The organism is Flavobacterium sp. MEB061 (genome assembly GCF_000834715.1).
Taxonomy (GTDB): Bacteria; Bacteroidota; Bacteroidia; order Flavobacteriales; family Flavobacteriaceae; genus Flavobacterium; species Flavobacterium pectinovorum.
In genome coordinates this window covers 151321-175633 of record NZ_JXQR01000040.1, presented here as the reverse complement: position 1 = coordinate 175633, position 24313 = coordinate 151321, and the positions used below count along the sequence as shown (strand labels likewise).

The 24313-nt window shown below is 33.3% G+C and carries 24 protein-coding genes; 7 read left to right on the top strand and 17 right to left on the bottom strand.

All coding sequences use genetic code 11. The features are described 5' to 3' along the window. Nucleotides 1-229: 229 nt before the first annotated feature. Together RT99_RS16475 and RT99_RS16470 are read right to left on the bottom strand one after the other, a co-directional pair. Nucleotides 230-1291, bottom strand: a complete 1062-nt coding sequence (locus tag RT99_RS16475; protein WP_042565849.1) for an AraC family transcriptional regulator — start codon at nucleotides 1289-1291, stop codon at nucleotides 230-232. Nucleotides 1292-1307: 16 nt separating this feature from the next. Continuing rightward, nucleotides 1308-2366, bottom strand: coding sequence for an AraC family transcriptional regulator (locus RT99_RS16470; protein WP_042565848.1), 1059 nt, complete (start codon nucleotides 2364-2366; stop codon nucleotides 1308-1310). 210 nt (nucleotides 2367-2576) lie between these two features. On the opposite strand from RT99_RS16470, the gene RT99_RS16465 reads away from it, so the two are divergent. The 4 genes from RT99_RS16465 to purE all read left to right on the top strand — a co-directional run bounded on the left by RT99_RS16465 (nucleotide 2577) and on the right by purE (nucleotide 6286). Next, on the top strand, nucleotides 2577-3731 hold the full coding sequence (locus RT99_RS16465) for a 5-(carboxyamino)imidazole ribonucleotide synthase (RefSeq protein WP_042565847.1): 1155 nt from the start codon (nucleotides 2577-2579) through the stop codon (nucleotides 3729-3731). A gap of 73 nt (nucleotides 3732-3804) precedes the next feature. Further along, nucleotides 3805-5127 carry an ATP-binding protein gene (locus RT99_RS16460; RefSeq protein WP_042565846.1) on the top strand — a complete coding sequence of 441 codons (1323 nt, stop codon included), beginning with the start codon at nucleotides 3805-3807 and terminating at the stop codon, nucleotides 5125-5127. A gap of 3 nt (nucleotides 5128-5130) precedes the next feature. Further along, nucleotides 5131-5721, top strand: a complete 591-nt coding sequence (locus RT99_RS16455) for a hypothetical protein (protein WP_042565845.1) — start codon at nucleotides 5131-5133, stop codon at nucleotides 5719-5721. A gap of 79 nt (nucleotides 5722-5800) precedes the next feature. After that, entirely contained in the window at nucleotides 5801-6286 is a 486-nt protein-coding gene (gene purE, locus RT99_RS16450; RefSeq protein WP_039117314.1) for a 5-(carboxyamino)imidazole ribonucleotide mutase, read from the top strand. Nucleotides 6287-6465: 179 nt separating this feature from the next. On the opposite strand, the gene RT99_RS16445 is transcribed toward purE, so the two are convergent. After that, nucleotides 6466-7134, bottom strand: coding sequence for a hypothetical protein (locus tag RT99_RS16445; RefSeq protein ID WP_042565844.1), 669 nt, complete (start codon nucleotides 7132-7134; stop codon nucleotides 6466-6468). A 220-nt stretch (nucleotides 7135-7354) separates the two neighbouring features. On the opposite strand from RT99_RS16445, the gene RT99_RS16440 reads away from it, so the two are divergent. After that, the gene (locus RT99_RS16440) at nucleotides 7355-9382 is read left to right on the top strand and encodes a M3 family metallopeptidase (RefSeq protein WP_042565843.1); all 2028 of its coding nucleotides are present in this window, start codon (nucleotides 7355-7357) and stop codon (nucleotides 9380-9382) included. Nucleotides 9383-9526: 144 nt separating this feature from the next. Continuing rightward, nucleotides 9527-10186 (top strand): vancomycin high temperature exclusion protein, encoded by a 660-nt coding sequence (locus RT99_RS16435; RefSeq protein ID WP_042565842.1) that lies wholly within the window; start codon nucleotides 9527-9529, stop codon nucleotides 10184-10186. Nucleotides 10187-10240: 54 nt separating this feature from the next. Here the strand turns inward: RT99_RS16435 and RT99_RS16430 are convergent, their stop codons facing one another. The 14 genes from RT99_RS16430 to RT99_RS16380 form a co-directional block, all read right to left on the bottom strand. Next, nucleotides 10241-11722 (bottom strand): hypothetical protein, encoded by a 1482-nt coding sequence (locus RT99_RS16430; RefSeq protein ID WP_052483708.1) that lies wholly within the window; start codon nucleotides 11720-11722, stop codon nucleotides 10241-10243. A 153-nt stretch (nucleotides 11723-11875) separates the two neighbouring features. After that, the gene (locus tag RT99_RS16425) at nucleotides 11876-12289 is read right to left on the bottom strand and encodes a DUF1842 domain-containing protein (protein ID WP_042565841.1); all 414 of its coding nucleotides are present in this window, start codon (nucleotides 12287-12289) and stop codon (nucleotides 11876-11878) included. Between the two features lie 319 nt (nucleotides 12290-12608). Further along, nucleotides 12609-13805 (bottom strand): hypothetical protein, encoded by a 1197-nt coding sequence (locus RT99_RS16420; protein ID WP_042565840.1) that lies wholly within the window; start codon nucleotides 13803-13805, stop codon nucleotides 12609-12611. An 11-nt stretch (nucleotides 13806-13816) separates the two neighbouring features. Then, nucleotides 13817-14728 carry a glycosyltransferase family 2 protein gene (locus RT99_RS16415; RefSeq protein ID WP_042565839.1) on the bottom strand — a complete coding sequence of 304 codons (912 nt, stop codon included), beginning with the start codon at nucleotides 14726-14728 and terminating at the stop codon, nucleotides 13817-13819. A gap of 6 nt (nucleotides 14729-14734) precedes the next feature. Then, entirely contained in the window at nucleotides 14735-15952 is a 1218-nt protein-coding gene (locus RT99_RS16410) for a hypothetical protein (RefSeq protein ID WP_042565838.1), read from the bottom strand. Nucleotides 15953-15990: 38 nt separating this feature from the next. Continuing rightward, complete coding sequence (locus RT99_RS16405) at nucleotides 15991-16803, bottom strand: hypothetical protein (protein ID WP_042565837.1); 813 nt, start codon at nucleotides 16801-16803, stop codon at nucleotides 15991-15993. A 63-nt stretch (nucleotides 16804-16866) separates the two neighbouring features. Next, the gene (locus RT99_RS24775; RefSeq protein ID WP_052483707.1) at nucleotides 16867-17439 is read right to left on the bottom strand and encodes a hypothetical protein; all 573 of its coding nucleotides are present in this window, start codon (nucleotides 17437-17439) and stop codon (nucleotides 16867-16869) included. 2 nt (nucleotides 17440-17441) lie between these two features. Then, entirely contained in the window at nucleotides 17442-18872 is a 1431-nt protein-coding gene (locus RT99_RS16395; protein WP_042565836.1) for a radical SAM/SPASM domain-containing protein, read from the bottom strand. Between the two features lie 78 nt (nucleotides 18873-18950). Then, entirely contained in the window at nucleotides 18951-19121 is a 171-nt protein-coding gene (locus RT99_RS25035) for a DUF1843 domain-containing protein (RefSeq protein ID WP_073395700.1), read from the bottom strand. 83 nt (nucleotides 19122-19204) lie between these two features. Beyond that, entirely contained in the window at nucleotides 19205-19381 is a 177-nt protein-coding gene (locus tag RT99_RS25030; protein ID WP_073395697.1) for a DUF1843 domain-containing protein, read from the bottom strand. A gap of 74 nt (nucleotides 19382-19455) precedes the next feature. Then, nucleotides 19456-19632, bottom strand: a complete 177-nt coding sequence (locus RT99_RS25025) for a DUF1843 domain-containing protein (protein WP_073395694.1) — start codon at nucleotides 19630-19632, stop codon at nucleotides 19456-19458. A 36-nt stretch (nucleotides 19633-19668) separates the two neighbouring features. After that, on the bottom strand, nucleotides 19669-20325 hold the full coding sequence (locus RT99_RS16390) for a hypothetical protein (protein ID WP_042565835.1): 657 nt from the start codon (nucleotides 20323-20325) through the stop codon (nucleotides 19669-19671). 516 nt (nucleotides 20326-20841) lie between these two features. Then, nucleotides 20842-21591 carry a DUF2182 domain-containing protein gene (locus RT99_RS24770; RefSeq protein WP_052483706.1) on the bottom strand — a complete coding sequence of 250 codons (750 nt, stop codon included), beginning with the start codon at nucleotides 21589-21591 and terminating at the stop codon, nucleotides 20842-20844. Between the two features lie 14 nt (nucleotides 21592-21605). Then, on the bottom strand, nucleotides 21606-23468 hold the full coding sequence (locus RT99_RS16380; protein ID WP_052483705.1) for a tyrosinase family protein: 1863 nt from the start codon (nucleotides 23466-23468) through the stop codon (nucleotides 21606-21608). Between the two features lie 332 nt (nucleotides 23469-23800). Here RT99_RS16380 and RT99_RS16375 point away from each other — a divergent pair, with 332 nt between their 5' ends. Next, the gene (locus RT99_RS16375; protein WP_042565834.1) at nucleotides 23801-24307 is read left to right on the top strand and encodes a GbsR/MarR family transcriptional regulator; all 507 of its coding nucleotides are present in this window, start codon (nucleotides 23801-23803) and stop codon (nucleotides 24305-24307) included. Nucleotides 24308-24313: the final 6 nt, after the last annotated feature.

Here is a 24313-nt window from a genome sequence, read left to right as displayed (position 1 = left end):
CCAACAAAAATATATTGAAATAAAACCGCTCAAATAGCCCATTCGGACACATCAATAGCCCGAAACGACCAACTCAATTTGATAAAAAATAACTGTAAGTATTGGATTTCTTTGCAAAAACTAAAACACTACAAATCAATTAAATACAATTTAAATAGAAATAAAATAAATTATAGAAAAATATTCTTTACCAAAGAAAAAACATAAAAAAGAAAGAATTTTACAGCGCTTAAAGCCTTATTTCTGAAGGCATTTTTCCAAAACGCTTTTTAAAATTTGCCGTAAACTTGCTGGAACTTTTATAACCCGTCGCCAAAGCAATATTTTTTATCTGCATATCGGTGTTTTCAATCATCTGCATGGCGAGCAATAATTTCTTTTCTTTGTGATATTGCATCATCGAAACACCATGAACCAATTTAAAAGTCAACTTGAGTTTTGTAGGCGACATACCCACTTTTTCTGCTATATATTCTACGCCCAAAAACGGATTTACTATGGTCTCCAAAAGCATTTTTTCGGCTTTTGCTATTTTTCTATAATCAGGAGTTTCCTGAAGCGTATAACTTCCAATTCTCTGATCTAAAGAAGCATTCTTAAAAAAAGTAGAAATCAGTTGAAAAGCCTGGGTTTTTAAAAGTACCTTGCTTAAAATATCCTGCTTATTGTCTTCTAAAATAACCAAAATTTCTTTAGACAATTGTTCTGCATTCGGAACAATGTTTTGGTAGGTAATAAATCCGCTATCTGAATTCAGGAATTTTTTAATGTGATTATCTTCAGAAAGTGTTTCAAAAGAAAAATTGCGTTCGGCCCAGTCTTTACTAAACGCAAACAAATTAAATTCACATTCAGAACCTTTGTAAAAATAGGCTCCAACTGGCGTTCCTGGTTTTTTGAATCCCCAATATTTGCTCGAAAAAGGCGTTTTATCTGCAAATGTGTTTTGTAGTTTTACTTCACTATCAAAAACCGAAAATGTTAGAGTATAATAATCAATAGGATAATCTTCATCATAAATCGCTTTCAGCATTACATTTTTCTTAAAAGTAATACTCGTTACAATAACCCACAAACCTTCTTCAATTTCGCGGTATCGCATCACGCCTTGTGAAAAAGGATTATTTCTGTATACAGCCTGCTCTTCCTCAACATGTTTTACCGATGGAGAGTTGACTATACTTTTTATAATTACCTGAGGAGAATTAGACAAATAAGGCAACTCAAAAAAACCATCTCTATAAAAGTTTATGTTGTCTTTTATAAATTTAACCCATTTTCCTACGTTCATATTTGTAACTCAAATTTTAATTTTCCCTAAAAATAGAAGGCAATTCGTTAAAACGTTTTTTAAATGCCGCTGTAAATTTACTTGCGCTTTCAAAACCTGTAATTATCGCAATTATCTGAATTTCGATTTGTGAATGCTGAAGCAATTGTTTCGCCAAAAGCATGTTTTTTTCTTTGTGATATTGCAGCATCGAAAATCCGAAAACGGTTTTAAAATTGGCTTTTAATTTTGTTGGCGATGTGTTGACTTCAAAAGCAATTTTATCAATTCCTAAAAAAGCCGATTGCAAATTGTGCAGAATCATTTTTTCGGCTTTAGCTACATTAAAATAATCCAGATTGCACAACGAAATATTATCTTCAATCCTGCTGTCTTCAAAAGCATTGCTAAAAAACTCGGTAATTAACTTCATACAATGTTTGCGCAATTCAGGCGTATTTTGATGAATATTAGCTTCGTCTTCTAAAATATTTGAAAGTTTTTTGGATATTGAATGTGCTTTTGGAGCAATATCCAGCCAGGTATAAAATCCCTTTTGTCCGTTGAAGAAATTTTCAAGAATCCCTTTTTCGCAAAATTTATCAGATTTTATATGCTTGTCAACCCACTCCTTATTCATGGCAATATTAAAAAACTTGCCTTTTGTACCTTTATAAAAATAAGTAGCCACTTCGGTATCGGGTTTGTAAAAAGTCCAGCAGGTACTTAGCAGGACTATATCCTCTGAACCGGGAACCGGAAATCGATACTCAAAAACCGAAAAAGACAAAATATAATAATCTTTAATATGATCCTGCGTATAAGTTGCTTTGGCAAGGATATTTTCGTTCATCGTAAGGTTGGTTTCCAGAATCCAGAAACCGTCTTCGATGGTGCGGTAGCGCATTGTACCTTTCCAAAAAGCATTCTCTGTAACAATTAGCTGTTTGGCAGGTGAATGCTTAACAATAGGTAATTTGATAAGGCTGTCTAACATTACCTGAGGCGAATTAGACAGATAAGGCAATTCAAAAAAATCATCTTTTAATAAAAAAAGATATTTCTGAATATGGTTCGCCCAATTATTTGTGGTCATTATATTACGAAATGGATAATGGTTGAAAATCAGATCAAACCTAAGGAATTCAGGCATATAAAACAAAATATTTAAACCACTTCTTTAAAAAAAAATACATTATTTTAACAAATTATTTTTTGCTTTTGAAATTTTAAAAAACAGCAATTCCATACACAATAAATTGGCATTTCTATTTTATCAATTATCTTTGCACAAACACACTACAAAATGAATTATTTTTCTTCTGATTTTAAATTAGGAATATTAGGCGGCGGACAATTGGGTAAAATGTTATTGTCTGACACCAGAAAATTTGATATACAAACTTATGTTTTAGATCCGAGCGACGAAGCGCCGAGTAAAATTGCCTGTAACAAATTCTTTAAAGGCGATTTGATGGATTATGAAACAGTTTACAATTTTGGAAAACAAGTTGATGTTCTTACTTTTGAAATTGAATTGGTTAATCTTGAAGCTTTAACACAATTAGAAAATGAAGGCGTAAAAGTATATCCGTCTCCAAAAACATTAAAAGGTATTCAGAATAAAGGCATTCAAAAAGCTTTTTATACCGAAAGTAATATCCCAACCGCAGCTTTTTTACGATTTGATTCTCCGGAACAACTTCAAAAATCGATAGGAAATAACGAAATCACAATTCCGTTTGTATGGAAATGTACCGAATTTGGTTATGATGGAAATGGCGTAAAAGTAATTCGCCAAATTTCTGATCTGGATGATCTTCCAAATGTAGAATGTATTGCAGAAACTATGGTTCCGTTCAAGAATGAATTGGCGGTGATTGTAGTTCGAAATCCATCGGGAGAAATAAAAACGTATCCCGTTGTAGAAATGGAATTTCACCCGGAAGCCAATCAGGTAGAATATGTAATTTGTCCGGCAAGAATTGATGAAAAAGTAGCCGAAAAAGCAAGAGCAATTGCTTTGAATGTTTCAGAGAAATTCAATCACGTTGGGCTTTTGGCCGTAGAAATGTTTCAAACCAACGAAGATGAAATTCTGGTAAACGAAGTGGCTCCCCGCCCGCACAATTCAGGTCATTATTCTATTGAAGCGAGTTACACCTCACAATTCGAAAATCATTTGCGTGCTATATTAGATCTTCCGTTAGGAAATACAGACAGCAAAGTGGCCGGAGTTATGGTTAATTTAGTAGGCGCCGAAGGTTTCTCCGGAGACGTTGTTTACGAAAACATCGAGACTATTTTAGGATGGAATGGCGTTACACCACATATTTACGGCAAAAAACAAACAAGACCTTTCAGAAAAATGGGTCACGTTACCATCGTAAATGAAGATATGACCGAAGCAAGAAAAATTGCAGAGAAAGTTAAGAATACGATTAAAGTTATTAGTATATAGTTTTCAGTCTCGGTCGCAGTTTACAGTCTATAATAGCAATCATTTTTTAATTAGCTTTGTAAAAATTCAATAAATGAAAATTTCAAAATTACATATCAATCAGTTTAGACATTTAGAAAATCTAGATTTTGATTTTACTTATCCTGAGGATTTTCACATTGAAGAAAAAAGAGGAAAACCTTTAGAGAAGATATGTTTTATTGGGCAAAGCGCTACGGGTAAGACTGGTTTATTAGAGTTAATTTATCAAGAATCTTATAGACTTCAAAAAGCCGTTAGATTTGAAGAAATTCCAGAACATAAAACACTAAATTTTAATGAATCAAGAGGAGTAATTACTTTCGCTACTGATATTGTTAATCAAATTTTTGAAATAGAAAAAACTAATCAAGACGCAATATTTTATCAACTTCACACAAAAAAGAATTTTTCTGAAAAAGAAATTGAAGAATTAATTCCATTTAAAGAAGAACTAAACTTATTGTATTTTAAAGCCAATTTAATATCAGAAGCGAATATTGATATTTTTACAAAAAATCCTATTGATTTAATTGAAGCATATCGTAAAAACACTGAAGTTAATATAGAAAATTTATTAGACAAAAGATCTTTTAGCAATCGAAACTTAGTTTTTAATGATAATGTTAATCCTAACATTTGGCTATATCTTTTAAGTGAAATTTTAGAATATCGTAAAAATTTCACACAAAGAATCTCTGAATTAATTCACATTAAAGATGGATCTGTAGATTTATCAAATTTAGGTTCTGAGATTCAAAAATGGCAAATAGATAATCCAAATAAAGTAGAATTATTTGCAGAAAAATTCAATCCTATTTTAAAAAAATTATCCCTAGAGATTGATATAGTCAATACTTTGTATCCAATACCAATTAAAAACAAAAAAACAAATGTAAGTATTCCAATTGAAAGTGCCAGTACGGGTACTAAAGGTCTTTTACTGTCATTTTTGCCTCTTTATAAATTAAACACAAAAGATTCAATAATTTTAATTGATGAACCTGAAAGATCCCTATATCCTGATATGCAAATGGATTTAATGGATTATTATAAAAATCTCGCCCCAGAAGCTCAATTTATTGTTGCGACACACTCTCCTTTTATTGCTGCTTCGTTTGAGCCAGAAGAACGATTCATTTTACATTTTGACAAAGAAGGAAAAGTACAGGTCAAATCTGGTAAATCACCTATTGGAGATGATCCAAATGACATGCTTTATAATGATTTTGAAATTGATTATATAAACAAATATGGCAAAAAAGTATATAATGAATATCTTGAAAAAAGAAGACAATTGCTGTTTGAAAAAAATGAAGAAATAAAACAAAAACTTCAAGATGAAATTGAATCTATTGGAGATAAGTATAATTTTTAATGAATGAAAAGAGTTTTAAAATCTCCGCTTTCTCTAATTATTTCTGATAAGATCATTTATAAATCTAAGGGAGATAATTCTAAATTAGGTTCTCTTCTTTTAAAAGAACAAAAAGGATTTTGTGCTTATACAGAACATTATATTGGATTTGATGATGCAAATGACACTGAGCATTTTAATCCAAATTTAAAAGATCAACTAGAAGACAATTATTATAATTGGTACAAAGTCAAACACCTTCCAAATCAAAGAAAAACTAATAGTTGGATTGAGCCAATATTGATGCCATACGCCGATGATTTTGAAAGTAGAATTATCTATGATGAAGGCGAATATTTTGCAAGACCTAATGACGATGAAGCAAACAATCTAATCATTTTATTAGACTTAAATAATCAAAAAAGAGTTGAAGACAGAAAAAACTACATTAAGCGAAGAAGAGAATCTATAAATGATCGAAAGCTTCAAACTGATATAGAAATAAAAAAATATTTTCAAGACAAAATTGATAATGAAATTAATTCAATTTGTTATTTAAGAGCGATTCAAGAAGAATTCAAAATAGACATTTGGAACATGATTCCTGAATTATAATAAAGACAATATCAAACAGTTTTAAGTCACGGTAAAAAACCTGAAATTTGAAACTTGAAACAAAACAAACAAAAACCACATGAGCAAAGTAGCCATCATAATGGGAAGTATCTCAGACATGCCAGTCATGCAGGATGCCATCGACATATTAAAACAATTTAATATTGAAGTTGAAGTAGATATCGTTTCGGCACACAGAACGCCGGAAAAATTATTTGATTTCAGTAAAAATGCACATACGCGCGGAATTTCGGTAATTATTGCCGGAGCCGGAGGTGCAGCACATTTACCAGGAATGGTTGCTTCAATGTCGCCGCTTCCTGTAATTGGAGTTCCGGTAAAATCAAGCAATTCTATTGATGGCTGGGATTCAGTTTTATCTATTCTGCAAATGCCAGGTGGCGTTCCTGTTGCAACTGTTGCACTAAACGGAGCAAAAAATGCCGGAATTCTAGCAGCACAAATTATTGGAAGTCACGATAAAAAAGTGCTTGATACTATTATTGCATACAAAGAAGAATTGAAAGCAGCTGTTAATAAAGCAGCAGAAGGTTTAAAGAAATAAGAAGTTACGGTTCCTGCAAGGTTTTCAAAACCTTGTAGGTTTAATTATAGAAATCGAATTTAAAACTTCAAAAATACCTACAAGGTTTTGAAAACCTTGCAGGATAAAATACAATATGGATATTTCAACACAAAGGCTTCCCATTACGGAAGCCTTTGTGTTTTTAAAATCTTTTTTAATTATGCTTCTTCTTCAATATCCTCCAGAACAGACTCAAATTCATATTCAGTTATATCTTCTTTATTTATCCAGTTTTCTGAAGTAACCAGATTATAATTTACATTATCTTCTGTTGTCAATTCCCATACAATAGCTTCAGCTTCAGGAAACGGAATATTTTGAGATATTTGATTTTCAAACAATCTCTTAATAAGATTTCTGTCAGACAATCCATTATTCAATAATTTCAGTACGTTTTCGGGAGTCAGTTTTTGTGCTTCACCATCCGCTGGCGTTATTGAAAAATGAACAATTGAAGCTTTTGCATTTGGAAATTTTCCGTTGTATGCTTTAAAAAGCAATTGATTGATATGAAACAAAATTCCTTGCATGTGTATTTCCGGATATTCTTCACAAACTTTATCGATCAACATATTATTTGATATTTGCTCAATCTGCCCTTCGCTCAATTGATCTCCCAATTTATAATCCAGCACTATTGCCGCAGCTTCATTTGGCTCATAATCTGAAATAGCCATTTCTAATAATTCCGGCAAACTACTTTTTTCGGCTGTTGCGCCATCCGGATAATTGAATTTTTCTAATAACTGAACAAAATCCTGATCAGACCAATATCCTTCTACTTCATTAACTGTATCTATATTCTTTATTGCAATTTGATAGTTCATCGTTTTTTATTTTAATTATGATCAGCATTTTATAATTCTAATCGATTTTTTCAATTTACGCTTTTAAAACCGCATGCAGTAATAAATAACATATCTATAACACAATTTAAGAGGATTTTATGCTGCCAATTCATTTTGTATAGATGATTAGATTTTTATAAATTGCTATCTTTGGAATTCAAAAATATTGACTTCAATTAATAAAAATAATTACATCATAATGAACGTTTTACTTTCAAAATTTAATACCAAACATAACACAGCACCTTTTTCGCAAATTAAAATCGAAGATTATGTTCCGGCTTTCAACGAAGGAATTGCTTTGGCTAAAGCCGAAATCGATGCTATCGTAAACAATACAGATGCCCCAACTTTTGAAAACACTGTTGTCGCAATGGATTTTGCAGGCGATATTTTAGATCGCCTTTCAAGTGTTTTCTTCAATTTGAATTCGGCAGAAACGAATGACGAAATGCAGAAAATCGCTCAGGAAGTTTCCCCTTTGTTATCAGAATTCGGAAATGACATTACGCTAAACGCTGCTTTATTTGCAAAAATAAAAACCGTTTACGATCAAAAAGAAAGCCTGAATTTAAATCCGGAACAAACTACGCTTTTAGACAAAAAATACAAAAGCTTTTCCAGAAACGGAGCCAATTTACCGGAAGACAAAAAAGATCAATTAAGAGAAATCGATAAAGAATTATCAAAATTGAGTTTGCAATTTGGCGAGAATGTTTTGGCAGAAACCAATGCTTTCGAATTGCATTTAACCAACGAAAATGATTTAGCCGGATTACCGGAAGGAACAATTGAAGCAGCAAGATTATTGGCGAAAGAAAAAGGAAAAGAAGGCTGGATTTTTACGCTGGATCACCCAAGTTACGTTCCGTTTTTGACTTATGCGGATAATCGCGAATTGCGTAAAAAAATGGCGATTGCTTTTGGGGCAAGATCTTTTCAGAATAATGAATTCGACAATCAGGAAAATGTTTTGAAAATTGCAAAATTACGTTTTGAAAGAGCCAATTTATTAGGATATAAAACGCACGCACATTTTGTTTTAGAAGAAAGAATGGCGCAAAGCCCTGAAAAAGTTTTCTCTTTCTTAAATGATTTACTGGCAAAAGCAAAACCTGCTGCACAAAAAGAATTTGCCGAATTAACTGCTTTTGCAAAAGAACTGGACGGAATTGAACAACTTGAAAAATGGGACGGCGCTTATTATTCTGAAAAATTAAAACAACAGCTTTTTAATTTAGATGATGAAAAACTAAAGCCTTATTTTCAGTTAGAAAAAGTTTTAGACGGCGCTTTTACAGTTGCCCAAAAATTATACGGATTAACTTTTACAGAAGTTTTTGACATTGATAAATACCACGAAGAAGTTACGACTTATGAAGTAACAGATGCTGAAAACAATTTAGTTTCGGTTTTCTATGCCGATTTCTTCCCAAGAAAAGGAAAAAGAAACGGTGCGTGGATGACTTCATTCAAATCTCAATCCATAAAAGACGGCGTAAACGAAAGACCGCATATTTCTAACGTTTGTAATTTTACAAAACCTACAGAAACAAAACCATCTTTATTGACATTTAATGAAGTGACAACTTTATTTCACGAATTTGGTCACGGTTTACACGGAATGCTGGCAAACACAACCTATCCGAGTTTATCAGGAACTTCTGTTTACTGGGATTTTGTAGAATTACCAAGTCAGATTATGGAAAACTGGTGTTACGAGCCGGAAGCTTTGGCTTTGTTTGCCAATCATTATGAAACCGGAGAAATTATTCCGATTGAATATGTGCAGAAAATCAAGGAAAGTGCCAGTTTTCAGGAAGGAATGGCAACTTTGCGTCAGTTGAGTTTTGGATTATTAGATATGGCATGGCACGGGCAAGATCCAACAAGCATAACCGATTTAAAATCTTTTGAAACAGAACAATTTGCCAATACGCAATTGTATCCTGATGTAAAAGAAAATGCAATGAGTACGGCTTTTTCACATATTTTTCAAGGCGGATATTCTTCTGGATATTACAGCTACAAATGGGCAGAAGTTCTGGATGCAGATGCTTTTGAATATTTTCAGGAAAAAGGAATTTTCAATGCTGAGGTTGCTACGAAATTCAAAGAAAATGTACTTTCTAAAGGAGGCACAGAACACCCAATGACTTTATACAAACGTTTTAGAGGTCAGGAACCAAAACCGGAAGCTTTATTAAAAAGAGCAGGGTTATTGTAAATTTTAGATTTCTGATTTTAGATTTTAGATTAAGGCCGAAGATTTGCTTCGGCTTTTTTTATTTATTTTTGATGGAATTTTTTATCTATAAATTCACTTATATTCGTGTTTTTTTTTTAAATTTAATCTTACAAAAACTGTATTTTGAAAAAATATCTAAAACCAATTCTTTATCTTTTTATTCTTGGATTAATTTCGATTATAGCTGTAAATATATATGTGAAATCTTCGACTAAAAAACACATTTCTTATTCACTGAAAAGATTCCCGAAAAATGATGTCGGAATTATTTTTGGTGCAGGAATAAACGGAAATCAGCCAAGCAAATATTTAAAAGACCGACTTGACGCCGGAATTTTATTGTATAAAGCAAAAAGAATTAATAAAATTTTGCTTTCGGGAGATAATGGACGTCAAGAATATGATGAGTTAACTGTCATGAAAAATTACTGTTTTTCACATGGCGTTGACACAACAAAAATATTCATCGATTATGCAGGTTTCGATACTTATTCGACAATGTACCGGGCAAAACATATTTTTAAAATTAAAAAAGCAACATTAATTTCTCAGGAATATCATTTAAACCGTGCCATTTATATCGGACAAAAACTCGGAATAAAATCGGTTGGCTACTCTGCCAATAAGGGAGAATATTTGGGATACAAATATGTTACTTTTAGAGAATATCTTTCTGTTTTTAAATCTTTTTTTGATATTTTGAGAAATCGGGAACCGCGTTTTTTAGGAAATCAAATTAACATCAATGGACCTTCAAATTATTCTAAAGAAGATAAACGATAAACAAAAAATCCGAAGTAAAAATTACTTCGGATTTTTTTTGAATTAGTAAGCCTTTTATTTTTTAGAATTAATAAATTCTTCAAACTGTTTTATTTTCAATGCTTCGATTTCTTCAATACGTTTCGCTCTTGAGTTGCTTAAATTATTTGCGTTTTTAGCACTAACATTTGTTGGTGGTTTGGTAAACAATAAATAATCGCCAAATAAATGGCTTAAAAACAAAGGAGATTTGCCTGGTCTGGTTGTATCAAAGTTTGCAGATTTATGGCAAGAAAGGCAATTTACCAAATTACTATTATTGATAGCATGTATATCTTTTTGAGAAGCCTGCGTGTAGGTTTCCATCGTAATGTTTGACAAATTAACCGAACCTCTTGCCAGTGAATCGGGAAGCGCACTTGAAATATCTCTTGTTACAATTGCTTTTACTTGATTTTCAGGAGAAACACCATCAAAATTTAACCAGATCGAACCATTGTAGAAATAATTTCTAAAAACATCTTTCAAATTCGCCGCAACACACTTATTAATATTGTCTATGTTATTAAAATTATCAGGTTCTTTTTGGCTTGTCGCCATAAAATTTCCGGTTTTTAAATCCCTTGGCACTCCATATTCATAAAGGATAAATGCTTTATTAGGAACTACGGGTGAAGTTCCTTTTTTAATCCATGTTATACCCTCTAAACCTGTAGTTGTTCCTTTTTCGTAAAGTAACTTTTCATTTGCAGAAGTTACCGAATTAGTTTTTTTATCGTAAACAGGCGCCATATCCTGATGTTCAAAAGTTGCCCAAATAAATTCAGGATGATTTTTTACAACTCCTACCACGTGCATGCCTAATAAGGCCATGGTTTTTTCAACATATTGTCCGTTGCTGTTTAGAACAGCGGCTTTAGTTGTAAAATAATTTTGCTGCTGCGTTTTTGCAATTGCATCTATATTAATCCACGAAACTTTTAATTCTAAAGCCCCAACAGGAAATGTCTCTGAGTTAGAAACAGGTAACTTTTTACTGTTGATTAACGACGCCATTGTAACTGCTTTGTCTTTTAGCAGCGCATTAACGTGAATGGAATAATATACTGTATCTGCAGCATTATTAAATTTAGGATTAGAACGCAAAACACCGTGAGATCCTGCCTGGTTGATAGAACTCAGCGTTAGTTTCATACCCAACTGCGGTACAACATCTTCCATTTGCGGACTTACTAAATCCAGAGAGTCTAAAAAGAACGGATTTCCGCTTGGTAGTGGTTTTGTAACCCATAAAAACTTTTGCCACGACCATTGATGAAAATCACAATTTGTTGTAGATGCATTATCAAACGGACTTCCATCGCCTTCTGACGGTGCCGGGGTTTGCTCGTGCGGAAACCAGCTGGTTTCACAATCACATGGATTAGTTGCTGAAGCTGTATAGCCTGAAGAAACTCCAAGCTTTTCCATTATTTTTTCCTTATTGAAAAAAAACAATGTAACCGCTGCTATTATGAAAACAACTAATAAACTAATTATAATCGGTTTTCTTTTCATTTTGTTTTTGGTGATTAATTATTGAGGACAGAATAATTGTAGATGAAATAGATATTTTTTTTTAGATTTTCCAAAAGAAAATACTTAACAAAAAAGGCCGCCTAAAACAGACGAGCCTTTTAATCAGAATTATTTTCAGAGAGAATTAGTTTTTTATGCCAATTCTTCTTGTAATTTTTTTGCTGCTGTCACAGGTACATTTTCAATTTGGTGTTTGAAATATGAAAATCCTCCAGTTCCGTTCCATGCGTTATCGATAGCAAAATGAGCATCAAAATCAGCTAAGAAAGCACCAAGTGCCGGAGGTGGGAAAGATTGAACATATTGTCCGTGTAAACTAACTACCTGAGTAAATTGTCCAAATCCTGTTGCATATATTTTTCCTTTTACAGAAACAACGATATGACTATCAGGACCGTTTACAGCCTGTGTGATAACTACTGTACCTGATACTGTATGTTGTGATGGTACTACTACTAAACTAAATGTTGCAATTGGAGCGCCTGGCATTCCAACATTTCCGATTGTGCCTTCTGCTAAATAAGCTCCTTCTAATAAATTTTCCATGGTGATAGTTTTTTGGTGTTTTTTTCTTACTCGTAAGGCTTTTCAGAAACCGCCTCGTTTATTTTAGTGGTTTCTGCTCCACTTTCATTTTATTTTTCAAAGTATATTTTTGTAACAAACCCATTTTTCTGGTTCAAAAATTATCTGCACAGTTATGTATTTCTACTGTCATTTTTATTTTCATGATTAAAATTACAATGCAGATGAAATCACGAATAAAAAAATGTCATGAGACAGGTTTTTTTATCCATGAAGTGAATAATATGTGGAATGAAAAAATTTGAAAACTTATAAAATGAAACTTTCAGAAAAAGATCGTTTATCTTAAATCCAACAACATTGGGGTTTTAGTTGTATTGGGGTCTGTGTACAATTCTGAAAAGCTAACAAGCAGAACTTCTACTTCCATAGATCTTTTATCGTAGTGTAGCAGTTTTTTTAATTCTGAAACTTTTTTCTGAATATACCCCACTCTTTTATCTGTAGAGATATGTTTTACGATTAAAAGCCTAACAACTTCCTTAAAACTTTCATTGGTAGATAATTGAATTTGAAAAGCATCTGCTTCAGTAGTAACAGAAAGCAATTCGTCTAAATCAAAGTGTTGTTCACAAACGATAAAAGATTTCGTTTCCCTGGATTTTAATTCTAAAAATAATTTTCCGTTTACCTCAACCCATCTCCCTAAATCGCCAATTGCATATCTAAAAACCGGAAATCTTTTTCGGAAAGTATTCGTAACAGCAATTGTACCATATCCGTCCTGATCAGGATTGATAATTTCGACAATAATGCCTTTAATAACTGAAAACAAGGATGGATTTTTAGTAAAATCTGACCACGCCCAAATTCCGGTTTCGGCAGAACCGTACATCGAATATATTTGTCGAAAACCGAATACTTTTTGTAAAAGCTTTTGAACATTCGGCCTTAAAAATTCGCCTGCATAAAATAAGTTTTCTATCGCTAATTTTTTATTGTTCGCTTCTAAAAATTGTGCAAAACATAATAATTTTGATGGCGTTCCCATTATAAAATCAGGTTTAAAATAATGAGCCGCCTGTTCCATATCAGTATAACTTGCATGTGAACTTAACGCTAATGTTGTCGCCTGGCATTTTTCTAAAATATCATCCATTATGGCGGCTGTGCGGTACATATCTGAATAACCAAAAATATTCAAAGCGATCGTTTTAGAAGTAAAGAAATTGTTCCTGGTTAGTTCTTCTGCCAAGGCGAGGCGTTGCTTTTGATTTTCCTGTATATCAACCGGAAAAACCAAAGGCTTTTGCGTACTTCCGCCCGAGCGAACCAAATAAACACCTGTTTTTTCTTCCTGAAGTTTAAAATTGGTATCTAAAATCGGCATCAACTCTTTTTTGCTGAGCATTGGCGTTTCGGTTGCCAGATCATTTCCTTTATAAAATTCGATGTATAAAGGATTCTTTCTGGCTAATTCAAAATATTCCTGCAATACTGAATTATCTATTTCTGGAGAAATACAAGCTGAATACATAGTTGATGGATTTATTTATTTCTTCTTTTGAAATAATAGCGGTTTCTAATTAAAGTCCTGAAATGATGCAAAACAAATAGAGCTTTTTGCCGCAACGAAGGCAATCGTTCCATTGCGTGCTCCAACCATCGTTGAGACAACATTCCCATTAATTGCTGATCGTATAGATTAGCACTTTTTTGATATCGTTTTACAGAAACCGGAATTTCTAATTGTTTCCAATTCGTATAATTCTGGCGGGATAAACTTCCTTTCACTTCTCTTACTTCAATACACGCTTTATTCAGTAATCCAACCATTGCGTTTTTATTACTTTTTAAAACACGATACCAAAAATCAATGCCCTCATTTAAGGAAACATTAGTCTCATAGCGAATGTGTTTCAGATATTTTTTGCGAATAACAACATTGCTGCCAACTCCCATAATAAAATCCGGCGAACTAATGGTATGCAATACATTGGGAATCAAAAACAATTCATCTGAAAGAGCAACCAATTCTGTCTCGAACGATTTAATTTTTGGCAGATAATATTCAGATGGAAACAATAGAATACCGAGTATTAAAACATCTATATTTTCGTTTTGCATAATGGAATCAACCTCGCTTAAACACGAAAAAGTATAACAATCGTCTGCGTCCAGAAAACTAATAAGTTCTCCAGTTGCCAGTTCTATCCCAATATTTCTTGCATTACCGGGACCTTTATTTTCTTTTAGTTCAATAATTTGAATATCTGTCTGTAAAAATTGTGGTGCAAAAAACGATATTGCATCTTCCAGATAAAAAAGGCTTTCATCTGTACTGCAATCATCAATTATAATAATTTGAGATGCTTTTTTTTCCTGAAAAGCCAGTGAACGAATTGTATCCCATATATATTCCTCCTTGTTATAAAGCGGTATAATAACTGTATGTTTCATGATTTATTAGTCTAAAATTGGATAAATCAAAGCTCGCCCCTGATGCACATTTACCACCGTTTCGTCTGAACCACGAAATAAACCGGATCCATAATTTTTATCATTTTTACACAATAACATCCCTACTAAATGAATCTGACGATTATTTTCGACATCGGTAAACTCTTGCTGGTCAACAAAATGCTGAATCAGGTATTTATTCCAGTTTTCTCTAATAATTTTTTCCCATTCCTGAGTTGTACAATCCTTTTTAACATACGCACCAATGCCTCTTCCGCCGCTGTTTAATTTTAAAATCAAATTCTCTTCGCCATTTATAAAAATGTCGCAGCCGAAAGGTTCTGTAATCACAAAACTCGGAATGAGATACTTTTGCAAAAAATCATAATCTTCTTTGCTTAAATAATCATTCATAATTTGAGCATCGTACATGACAGCCAAAACTCTTTTGTCGTGAATTAAAATTAAAGTTCGAATATCATTGAAATAAGACTTTCCGCTTATAAGCTTATCCAGCACTTCTGGTTTTATTTTTTTTAATTCTTCCCGATCCATTTCTAATATAAATTGCGAAACCGGTTCACCGTTTACATATATTAAATCATTTGAAAGAATTAAATCCTGAGGTTTTGCAGATATTAATTCGATTTTTAGTTTTGCCAATTCCTTTTGCAGATAAAAAATCTCTGTTCCTTTTTCATCATCATGAAGGAGAGCTATTTTTTGATGAGGAACAAATTGATTGTATAAATCGTCAATAAGATTTTCTAAATTATTTTCTGTTTTATCTTTATTGGCAGTTGTTGAATTTTTTATTAATTGCAAATAATAACTAATCATCCAGCCGTTTAAAGGATATCGGGCGCCTATCTCACAAATTTTGGGCTGATCGTTTTTGTCATATAAAAAATCAGGGCGATAAAAACCCTGATTGTATGCTGCATTATTACTTTTTTTCAATAAAGTTTCCAGGTCATCATCAAGCTGATAGTATTTCCGAATTCTTTCGTCTTCAAAATAATTCAGAACAATTGCCGTACAAGCTTTATTCAAAATAGAACACAATTGATTCATTTCCTCGCTATATTCTGAAGATAGCGTTACAGAAGAATTGGCAAAATAATCGCCATTTAATCCTGTCTCTTTCTGAAAATATCCTGAAAATAACTCATTCCATTTTTCTTGTTTTTCGGCTTGGTTTTGCTGCAACTTAATTTTCGACATAATGACTTGGGAATTTCTTTCTGGTAATAATTTTATTTTTAAAAACTCAATTCTTCAACTTCTAAAAGATCTTCCATCACAGCCGATTTTTTAGCCAAATAATCTTTAATAATTACTTCTAAATCATACGCTTCGAGATTAACATTCATTGCTTTGGCATAATGAAATATTGAACTAACGGCAAAAAAGAAATGATTTTTTTCAGTTGGACCACAATGAACACTTATCCATGCCAATGTTTTATCACATTCTTCTTCAGAAAAACCGTAATCGTTTAACAGCCATGATTGAAATTTTGGAAGTATTAATTCTACTTCGCCATGCGTATAAATTTCATGAATCAAAGTGGTCAATAATGCGATCATAATATCTTTATTTCGTAATGAATTTTGATCTTTCCATGCTTTAAAATCACAAGCGCTTTGGTTTAAATATTTACGCGAAAGCCAGTCATCATCTGTACAAATAGTCGTTGCCATGGTATAAAACATTTGAGAATGCAGAATTCTGCCCACAACTGCCAAATCCTCATCTACAATTCTATTTAAACTTGTGATGGAGTGCAATAACGCTTTTTCGTCTGCAATGGGTTGGCTTTTATGAACCAGCATTGTCATACGGTTGCTAATTCCTGCAACGGTCATGGCACTGTTATTGGTCTGGCTCCAACTATGAAAAAAGCGCTGTAATCTTTCCTTATCCTGCACTTTTGAAGTAAGCTGATTAAAACTTTTTTCAATTTTTGAAAATAATTCTTCCTGATTTGGCAGGAATTTCAACAATTGGTCTTTTAAATGGGATTCTTCCATTCCCTGAAGAACAGGAAGAATGATGGAACTTAAATTGGTCATGATTATTTTGGGTTTTAAATTGGTTACTATTTTATTTTCCTTTTGATATTTATTAGTCTGATCTCAAGGTTTAGAGCGATAATATTTGATTTTTCTAATCACATCAATATCCTTAAGATGGTATTGTTCTAACCAGTGGGCTTCATCAAAAAAATTGCATCGGGACTCAGCGATTACAACTATATTTTTGTTTAATGAAATCTGATATAGCTTATCTAATAATGTTTTGTATTGAAAATTAAAAAGAGGATTATAGAGGTAAAAAACAGTACCATCAGAAATATCTGTTTTTAAAATATCGCCTGTAATTGCGGCAACATTTGGTATTTGTTCTTTTTCTATTAAATCCATACAAACCTGATTTCGTTCTTCCAGAATTTCAATTCCTATAAATTTTGCTTCCGGATATTTTACAGCTCCGTATAAAATGATATTTCCGTAACCAGAACCCAAATCATAAAAAACCGTTTCATGAGTTATTTGAATGGGATCAAAAAGATCATCCAAAAAACTGGATGATCCGTATCTGTATGAATTAAGACCGTATTTAATGGTAATATCCGGCAAACTTAAATTGTCTTCAATAGTATTCGAATACTGGTCAATTTCTGATTGGATTTTTTTAAGTAATTCCATAATTATTTCATCATTAATAATTCGAGTTTCTCCAGCGATCGTTTTGCTCTTTCCATTTTAATGGCATATTCATCATTTACTTTCTGAACATCGGCATTACAAAAAGTGCAGGTAGTTTCTTCTTCATACACATAATTATCACAGCCATTGCATAATTTTAGTGCTTTGGGAATTCTGGGAACTCTGTCTGTATTGTTTGAAACCGGAAGCAATGGAGTATCGTTAGGAGATTGTATTTCTACAATTTCTCCTTTTTCATTTTCAACAATAATTTCAAAAAGTCCCTGATCGAAAGAAAGTCCGGGCGCTTCTTGTGTTTTTCTGATACGTTCTCTAAGACCTTTCTTTTTTAATTCTAAAGCACGGTAATGACAAAACGGGTTGTTTCCTCTTTTGCCAAACAACACATGACTAGTCCAGGTGCAGCCCGCCAAACAAGAAGACTCATAATAACAGCCTTTACAGCCTCCCCATAATTCTTCTTTATTTCTATATCTGGAAAAAACCATTTCTTCGCTGTATTTCCAGATGTCTTCGAGATCCATGTCTTTTACATTTCCTCCTGTATATGCGTTTGTAGGTAATGACGGGCAGCCTTTTATTTTACCATCGGCTTCAATGCCAATTCCGGTATGTCCTGCTGAACAGCCTGTATAATATTTTTCATTGCCTTGTCTCCAAATATGTTCGTATGGACCAAAATATCCAATGTTATTTCCTGCTTGTATTAAAACATTATTGGCTAATGCTTTTCTATAGATTACAATAAGATTTTCGTAAAAATCATTTAATTCATAAGGCTGTAAAATCAATTCTTCTGAATTATCAACGGCATTTCCCATGGCAACGGCCAATTGTATTTGCCAATTTCTAACACCATTCTCAATCAGAACCTCCAATAATTCATTCAGCTCATTTTTATTGGTTTTTGTAATCACGGTATTTACGCTTGATGGAATATTGTGCTTTTTTAACAGCTGAAGACAATGAATTACATGTTCGAATGAATCTCTTCTTCCTCTGATTTTATTATGCGTATCCGGTAATCCATCAATAGAAACACCAATGTTTCTGATTCCTGCTTTTTTGGCATCAATAATTCTTTCTTCATTTAAATTGTATGCTCCCGACTGCATCGAACATTCAATGCCGCTTTGGCTTATTCTTTCAATTATTTCCAGCCAGTCTTTTCTTAAAAAAGCCTCGCCGCCAATTATTGTAATTTCTCTTGTACCAAGACGTTTAAGACTATCAATAACTCCGAAACATTGTTCTGTCGTTAATTCACCAGGCCTTACTTTTCCAGCTCTTGATCCGCAATGCGAGCATTTCAAATTACAGGCTAAAGTAATTTCCCATACTACATGCACCGGCGTGGCAGTTTTATAATCGTCTCTTACTCTGTATCGTGTTGAAGTCTTAATAGTATCCATCTTAATTTTGTTTAGGGTTTGGTCATTATTTAAAAAAACGGTTTAAAAAGCATATCTTAATAAACCGTCTTTTTTAGATTACTTTCTTAGCGATTCAATTGCTTCTAACAATTCAATTAATGCTGAGCTTAAGTCTCCTTGTTCTCTTACAGTTTGTTTCGCCTGTTCAGCTACTGCTTTCATTTTTTCTAAATCATTTGAAGCAATCGCTTCTCTGATTCCTGCTGCGTAAAGCATTGTTACTCCCATAATAATTTGATTTAAGTTATTCCTACTCTTAAGGTTTTTCGGATCCACCCTTGTTTTACTTAACAAGACAGCTCGTTATTTTTTTATCTTTTATTTTTTAAAGCATCAATTGCATCCAGCAATTCTACCAAAGCAGCACTTAAGTCACCTTGTTCTTTTACGGTTTGCTTGGCCTGTTCTGCAATAGCTTCCATTTTAGATAAATCGTTTGAAGCGATAGCATCCCGAATCGCCACTCCGTACATTGGTATAAATCCCATGATATTTGTGTTTTAAATTATTCCTACTCTTTTAGGTTTTTCGGATACACCTTTATTTCTACAAGACAACACAACTATTTTTTAGTTTTTAGTGCAGCAATTGCTTCAATCAATTCTAAGTACGCTGCAGTAAGATCTCCTTGTTGTTTTATTGTTTGTTTTGCTTGCTCTGCAATAGCTTCCATCTTTGTTAAATCGTTCGAAGCCAAAGCTTCTCTAATGGCGGCGCCATATGGCATCATTACTCCCATAATTTTTATTTTTATGATTAATATTTGATTATTGTTTTAATTAAAAGGTCCAAACTGACGTAAGAAAATTGCCGGTTCATTTGGATCTAAACAAGTTAAATCACCCATCGTTACTGTTTTTCCGTCCTGGTTTTTTCCGGTAATAATGATGTTTTTTGCTCCTGCCGATAAGTTTCCGAAACGTTTACCGCCTTTTACTTCAACTCCCATTTCGTGAGGTGTACCGGTTCTTGTTGCAATAACATTTCCGGAACCACTTTCAATAAGCAATATTTGCCCAATTGCCGGCGGTGGAAATAACTGACTTACTGTAATATCCGTAAGCGGACCAAGTGTAATATAAGGAGGCACACTTCCTACACTATTTGCTTCAGAGTTTGGCTGATTAAGTGTAATAGTTCTTCCAAATTCCGGCTGATTACTTGCGTTTGTGCAATACATCCACGGAGTCGTAAAAGGAGTTCCGTCTTCTGTTTCGCCCATTGCTACATATCTTTGGTGAATGCCCAGCTTAGGTTTTTCGGTGACATTAAGGTCAAGATTATAGAATACAGACATAATAAGTGTTCCAACAGCATAAGTTCCGCTGGCTCCTTCGATAACCGGAAGAATTACAGGTCCAACTCCTCCTCCATGCCATTCGACATAAGGATATACATTAACATTTTTAACTTTTACAGGTATTGGTTGCATAACAATTAGTTTTAGTCCTACTCATTTGGCTTTTCAGATCCGCCTTCGCATTTTACTGTGCGAAACAGTTCGTTTTTTAAGTGGTTTCTGCTCCACTTTCTAAATTTTGTTGTTTCCTTATAATTTGTCTTTCTCATCTAACAAACTTTTATAAATCATATCAACTTATTAAGGCAGTCTTATGAGAAATCAATTAGAAACAAATCCTAAAAACAAATGGTGTTATTTTTTATTTTCTGTAGTAAAATTACCTCAGAAGTAAAGTCCGGAATAAAAAAATGATATAAGAGAGGGATTATTATGTATGGGAGCCTTAAAAATTAACATGAGTCATTTTTTTCCATAACACACTCATTATCAGCGTAAAAAAAATACACAAAACGGAGTTCAGTGAATACCAATAGAATAGTCCCCATGAACTAATACTTCTAATTTTAATATAAAAAGGAGTATTAGTTCTTGAAGAAAAGTCTAATTGAAGTAATAATGTGGATTCTGGGTTTAGGCTCTATAAAATCAAAAGATCATCAATCTGATTCTTGTTTGCACGACAATGATTCTTAATAATTTCATACGAGGAATCAAGAGCCATTTAGGGAATCTTGGATATTCCAGGTGCTCACTAATCATAATAAAAGTTACAACTAGCATCGCTAAATTGTGCCCTTTGGGTAAAAGCATAGGAAATAGCATCAATGCCCATCCAGAACCAATGCACCAAACACCGTGGGTAAGTCCAAAAAATAATGAATCCCTAAAGGCCTTCCATCCAAAGGCTGACAGAATTCGATGATCATGACCGAGGTTTAAAAAACGCTGCTTTATTGGCGAAATCTCCCATACTAATGCAATAACAAATAATCCAAATGCAGGCATATAGGACATGGGTAGTAAAAGGTTAACTCCCATTATTATTTCTATCATAAAAACACCAACAACCATCCATACTAATATATAGCCAAACACAAATAATAAAGAACACAAGAAACGATAGCGTTTGAAGCTCTGCTGGTAAATAAACTGAATGGGCAGAATTAATTTAGGAAGCATCATTGCAACCACCATAAGCCCCCAACCAATTAATTGCGCAGAAAAAAGCTTCATCTCTAGCAACATCTGGAATGATGTTGCAGAGGGACATGAAGCAAATACATGACAGTATTTCATTGCCATAATATGACCTGGGTTTACCAAAAGTAATGTCCAGACAAAAATGCTGATAAATACTAAATTAATTGCAATACGCTTATTTTGTGAAAGTTTCATATGTCTTTTTTGACTTATTGCCCTGAACGGTAAATGCCTATTCGCTCTACTGTGATTTCATCACCATCGAGAGGGGCATCTTTACTCTTTATTTGAACATCTAGTGAATTAATATCAATAGCACTCTCCAGATGTAATTCATCAACAATACTTGTGATATTGAATTTAAAAGTAAGTCCTGCACCGCCATGAGCCGTATTTTTAAGAGATGCACCAAGGAGTCCAAAAAGAGAAACAGACTTAATAAATGTATTATTTACATAAACTGAAAGAAAATTGGAGTCAGCACCTCCTTTTACACCTTCTAACTGAAGATATACCTCATCGGGGATATTAGAGACAGAAGCTTTTAAAAGACTATTCTTTACTGATTTCCATGCCGTTTTATCCAATTGAACAGTAGCTTTAGTTTCTTTATCCTTTAATGTAATTGAACCACTACTTGCTCCAACTAATTCATTATTTTGTTTACTAGCCATCTTAATTCCTGTTTCTAAATTTATCGCACTCAGTTTATTTAATCTAAGAGATAAGTTCTCTTTCAAAAAACCCGGTTGAATTGTGTCATAAGAAGTTAAAGAGAGATCGCTATATGTGTAAGAATAATAAGATCCGTTATACTTCAAATTATTTGTCGTTTGAACATCTGCAGGTGTGTAATACCAGGCAGTACCCTGTGCATCCAAAGGCATAGCAAATTGTGAATTGCCATTTGCAGTTGGTCCGGCCAGCCAATTTACATCCGAAGGATTGTTATTCTGTCCTGTTACATTCCAGGCATCCCACATACGGTCAATATTAGAATGATGCAAGAAAAATATAGGGTCGAGCCCAGCTGTTGCCGGCACACCCATCAAACCTATTTGTCCCGCAGCATTTTGTCCACCTACCATACCATGAACGAAATTATGAGGATTCTGCTCAAGATCTCCTGTTTCTGAACCACTATGTGAAAATCCGGTTTCTCCGCCACCATAAAAATAGCCATTTAAATCACCTGCTCCAATTTGTGCAGGAGCAGCCCCTTCACTGTAAATGGTATCCCATTGGCATTGATCATTTGCTGAATTCTCTCCATTACCTACTTGTACATTAGATCCATAACGCTCAGGTACGTACAAAGGATTTGGTGTGTTATCCGGTAAAACAGTAAGTGTAAATGCCGGAGGGATATGAGATTCAATATAGACTGTAGATTGGTTTAGATAATTCCAATAGGGCAATGCCCAGTCCGAAGGGCCATTTAATTGAGATATAATGGTACGAAGAATATTTTCTAATGCTACCAAATAACCTCTGTGCCAAGGAGGGAAAAACCAGGTACCATGCTGACACTGATCCCAAAAAACAGTTGTTAATGCATTGGATGGAACCACACTTAAATTTGCAGCTGCTCCTATGTAGTTAACATTCTTCCAGTTTAGATATTGGTATGGCTTTGGATATAAAGATCCTGGCAATAGTAATTCACCATGGATTGCAGCATAGAACCACCAGCTGGTAGGGTCGCTTATTGGGCGGGATTGCATTACCTTAACAGCTTTTGCATACCAATAAAGGTCGGTATAATTGCCCGACTTATCTATAAATTGACCACCGTTGTTGTCATCCCATGCATTTTTTCTTAAATAAACTAATTGTTTCCAAGTTGTCCCATTATCCCAATTTATATCAGAATTGTTATTTGACAGCGTACCTGTTTTATTTCCTCCATCATCCGTAAAGTTTACGGTAATTACTGATGGATTAGAAGCGTTTAGAGTACCTTGAAAAGGGCCGCGTCCGTTGCCGTAAGCTACACTAATGCTAGTTTTAGATCCGGTAATTGTGATTAACACATTTTGTTGATCTACCCATTTTCCAATAAATGAATTCATATCTTAATGATTTAATTATTTGTCTTACTCATAAGGCTTTTCAGATGACACCTTCGCATTTTACTGAGCGAAACAGTTCGTTTTTTAAGTGGGTTCTGCTCCACGACTTGATTATTTATTAATAATGAGGATATTAAAAAATAATTTTAAAAATTTATACCCAAAGCTATTTTAGAACTACAGATTTAATTAGGAAAATGTTACAGAAAGAAGATTCTTTGTCATAAAACACAAAAAACAATACATAAGACTATTCTTAAAAAATAATATACTTTTAAAAATAACTTTCATTTATTTTTGAAAGTTTAAAAACTTTTACTTACATTTGATCTATGGAATTCAAAGAAGCAAAAAATAAGTTCGTACAAACCTGGGGAGCATTGGGTTCTCAATGGGGTATTAATAAAACCATGGCACAGATTCATGCTTTATTAATGGTCTCGAATGAAGCTGTTTCGATGGAAGACATTATGGAGGAATTGCAAATTTCGCGCGGAAACGCCAGCATGAACCTAAGAGCTTTAATGGATTGGGGAATTGTTTATAAAGAATACAAAGCCGGAGAAAGAAGAGAGTTTTTTACTGCCGAAAAAGATTTAGACGAATTAGCGGTAAAAATTTCAAGAGAAAGAAGCAAAAGGGAAATTAAACCTGCTCTTAAAATTTTAAAAGAAGTTTCGACAATTGAAGCAAAAGAGTCCTCTGCAGAAGAAAAACATTTTGTTGATCAAACTTCTAAATTATACGATTTTGTTTTAAAAGCAGATAATATGTTAGATAAAATAACAGAGTTCAACGAAAACTGGTTGGGACGTTTGGTTCTAAAAATCATGAAGTAAAAAAAT

What these genes read in the sequence shown, in the direction of transcription:
- RT99_RS16475 (WP_042565849.1), bottom strand. Translation starts at nt 1,291, where the DNA reads ATGAACGTAGGAAAATGGGTTAAATTTATAAAAGACAACATAAACTTT.
- RT99_RS16470 (WP_042565848.1), bottom strand. Translation starts at nt 2,366, where the DNA reads ATGACCACAAATAATTGGGCGAACCATATTCAGAAATATCTTTTTTTA.
- RT99_RS16465 (WP_042565847.1), top strand. Translation starts at nt 2,577, where the DNA reads ATGAATTATTTTTCTTCTGATTTTAAATTAGGAATATTAGGCGGCGGA.
- RT99_RS16460 (WP_042565846.1), top strand. Translation starts at nt 3,805, where the DNA reads ATGAAAATTTCAAAATTACATATCAATCAGTTTAGACATTTAGAAAAT.
- RT99_RS16455 (WP_042565845.1), top strand. Translation starts at nt 5,131, where the DNA reads ATGAAAAGAGTTTTAAAATCTCCGCTTTCTCTAATTATTTCTGATAAG.
- purE (WP_039117314.1), top strand. Translation starts at nt 5,801, where the DNA reads ATGAGCAAAGTAGCCATCATAATGGGAAGTATCTCAGACATGCCAGTC.
- RT99_RS16445 (WP_042565844.1), bottom strand. Translation starts at nt 7,134, where the DNA reads ATGAACTATCAAATTGCAATAAAGAATATAGATACAGTTAATGAAGTA.
- RT99_RS16440 (WP_042565843.1), top strand. Translation starts at nt 7,355, where the DNA reads ATGAACGTTTTACTTTCAAAATTTAATACCAAACATAACACAGCACCT.
- RT99_RS16430 (WP_052483708.1), bottom strand. Translation starts at nt 11,722, where the DNA reads ATGAAAAGAAAACCGATTATAATTAGTTTATTAGTTGTTTTCATAATA.
- RT99_RS16425 (WP_042565841.1), bottom strand. Translation starts at nt 12,289, where the DNA reads ATGGAAAATTTATTAGAAGGAGCTTATTTAGCAGAAGGCACAATCGGA.
- RT99_RS16420 (WP_042565840.1), bottom strand. Translation starts at nt 13,805, where the DNA reads ATGTATTCAGCTTGTATTTCTCCAGAAATAGATAATTCAGTATTGCAG.
- RT99_RS16415 (WP_042565839.1), bottom strand. Translation starts at nt 14,728, where the DNA reads ATGAAACATACAGTTATTATACCGCTTTATAACAAGGAGGAATATATA.
- RT99_RS16410 (WP_042565838.1), bottom strand. Translation starts at nt 15,952, where the DNA reads ATGTCGAAAATTAAGTTGCAGCAAAACCAAGCCGAAAAACAAGAAAAA.
- RT99_RS16405 (WP_042565837.1), bottom strand. Translation starts at nt 16,803, where the DNA reads ATGACCAATTTAAGTTCCATCATTCTTCCTGTTCTTCAGGGAATGGAA.
- RT99_RS24775 (WP_052483707.1), bottom strand. Translation starts at nt 17,439, where the DNA reads ATGGAATTACTTAAAAAAATCCAATCAGAAATTGACCAGTATTCGAAT.
- RT99_RS16395 (WP_042565836.1), bottom strand. Translation starts at nt 18,872, where the DNA reads ATGGATACTATTAAGACTTCAACACGATACAGAGTAAGAGACGATTAT.
- RT99_RS25035 (WP_073395700.1), bottom strand. Translation starts at nt 19,121, where the DNA reads ATGGGAGTAACAATGCTTTACGCAGCAGGAATCAGAGAAGCGATTGCT.
- RT99_RS25030 (WP_073395697.1), bottom strand. Translation starts at nt 19,381, where the DNA reads ATGGGATTTATACCAATGTACGGAGTGGCGATTCGGGATGCTATCGCT.
- RT99_RS25025 (WP_073395694.1), bottom strand. Translation starts at nt 19,632, where the DNA reads ATGGGAGTAATGATGCCATATGGCGCCGCCATTAGAGAAGCTTTGGCT.
- RT99_RS16390 (WP_042565835.1), bottom strand. Translation starts at nt 20,325, where the DNA reads ATGCAACCAATACCTGTAAAAGTTAAAAATGTTAATGTATATCCTTAT.
- RT99_RS24770 (WP_052483706.1), bottom strand. Translation starts at nt 21,591, where the DNA reads ATGAAACTTTCACAAAATAAGCGTATTGCAATTAATTTAGTATTTATC.
- RT99_RS16380 (WP_052483705.1), bottom strand. Translation starts at nt 23,468, where the DNA reads ATGAATTCATTTATTGGAAAATGGGTAGATCAACAAAATGTGTTAATC.
- RT99_RS16375 (WP_042565834.1), top strand. Translation starts at nt 23,801, where the DNA reads ATGGAATTCAAAGAAGCAAAAAATAAGTTCGTACAAACCTGGGGAGCA.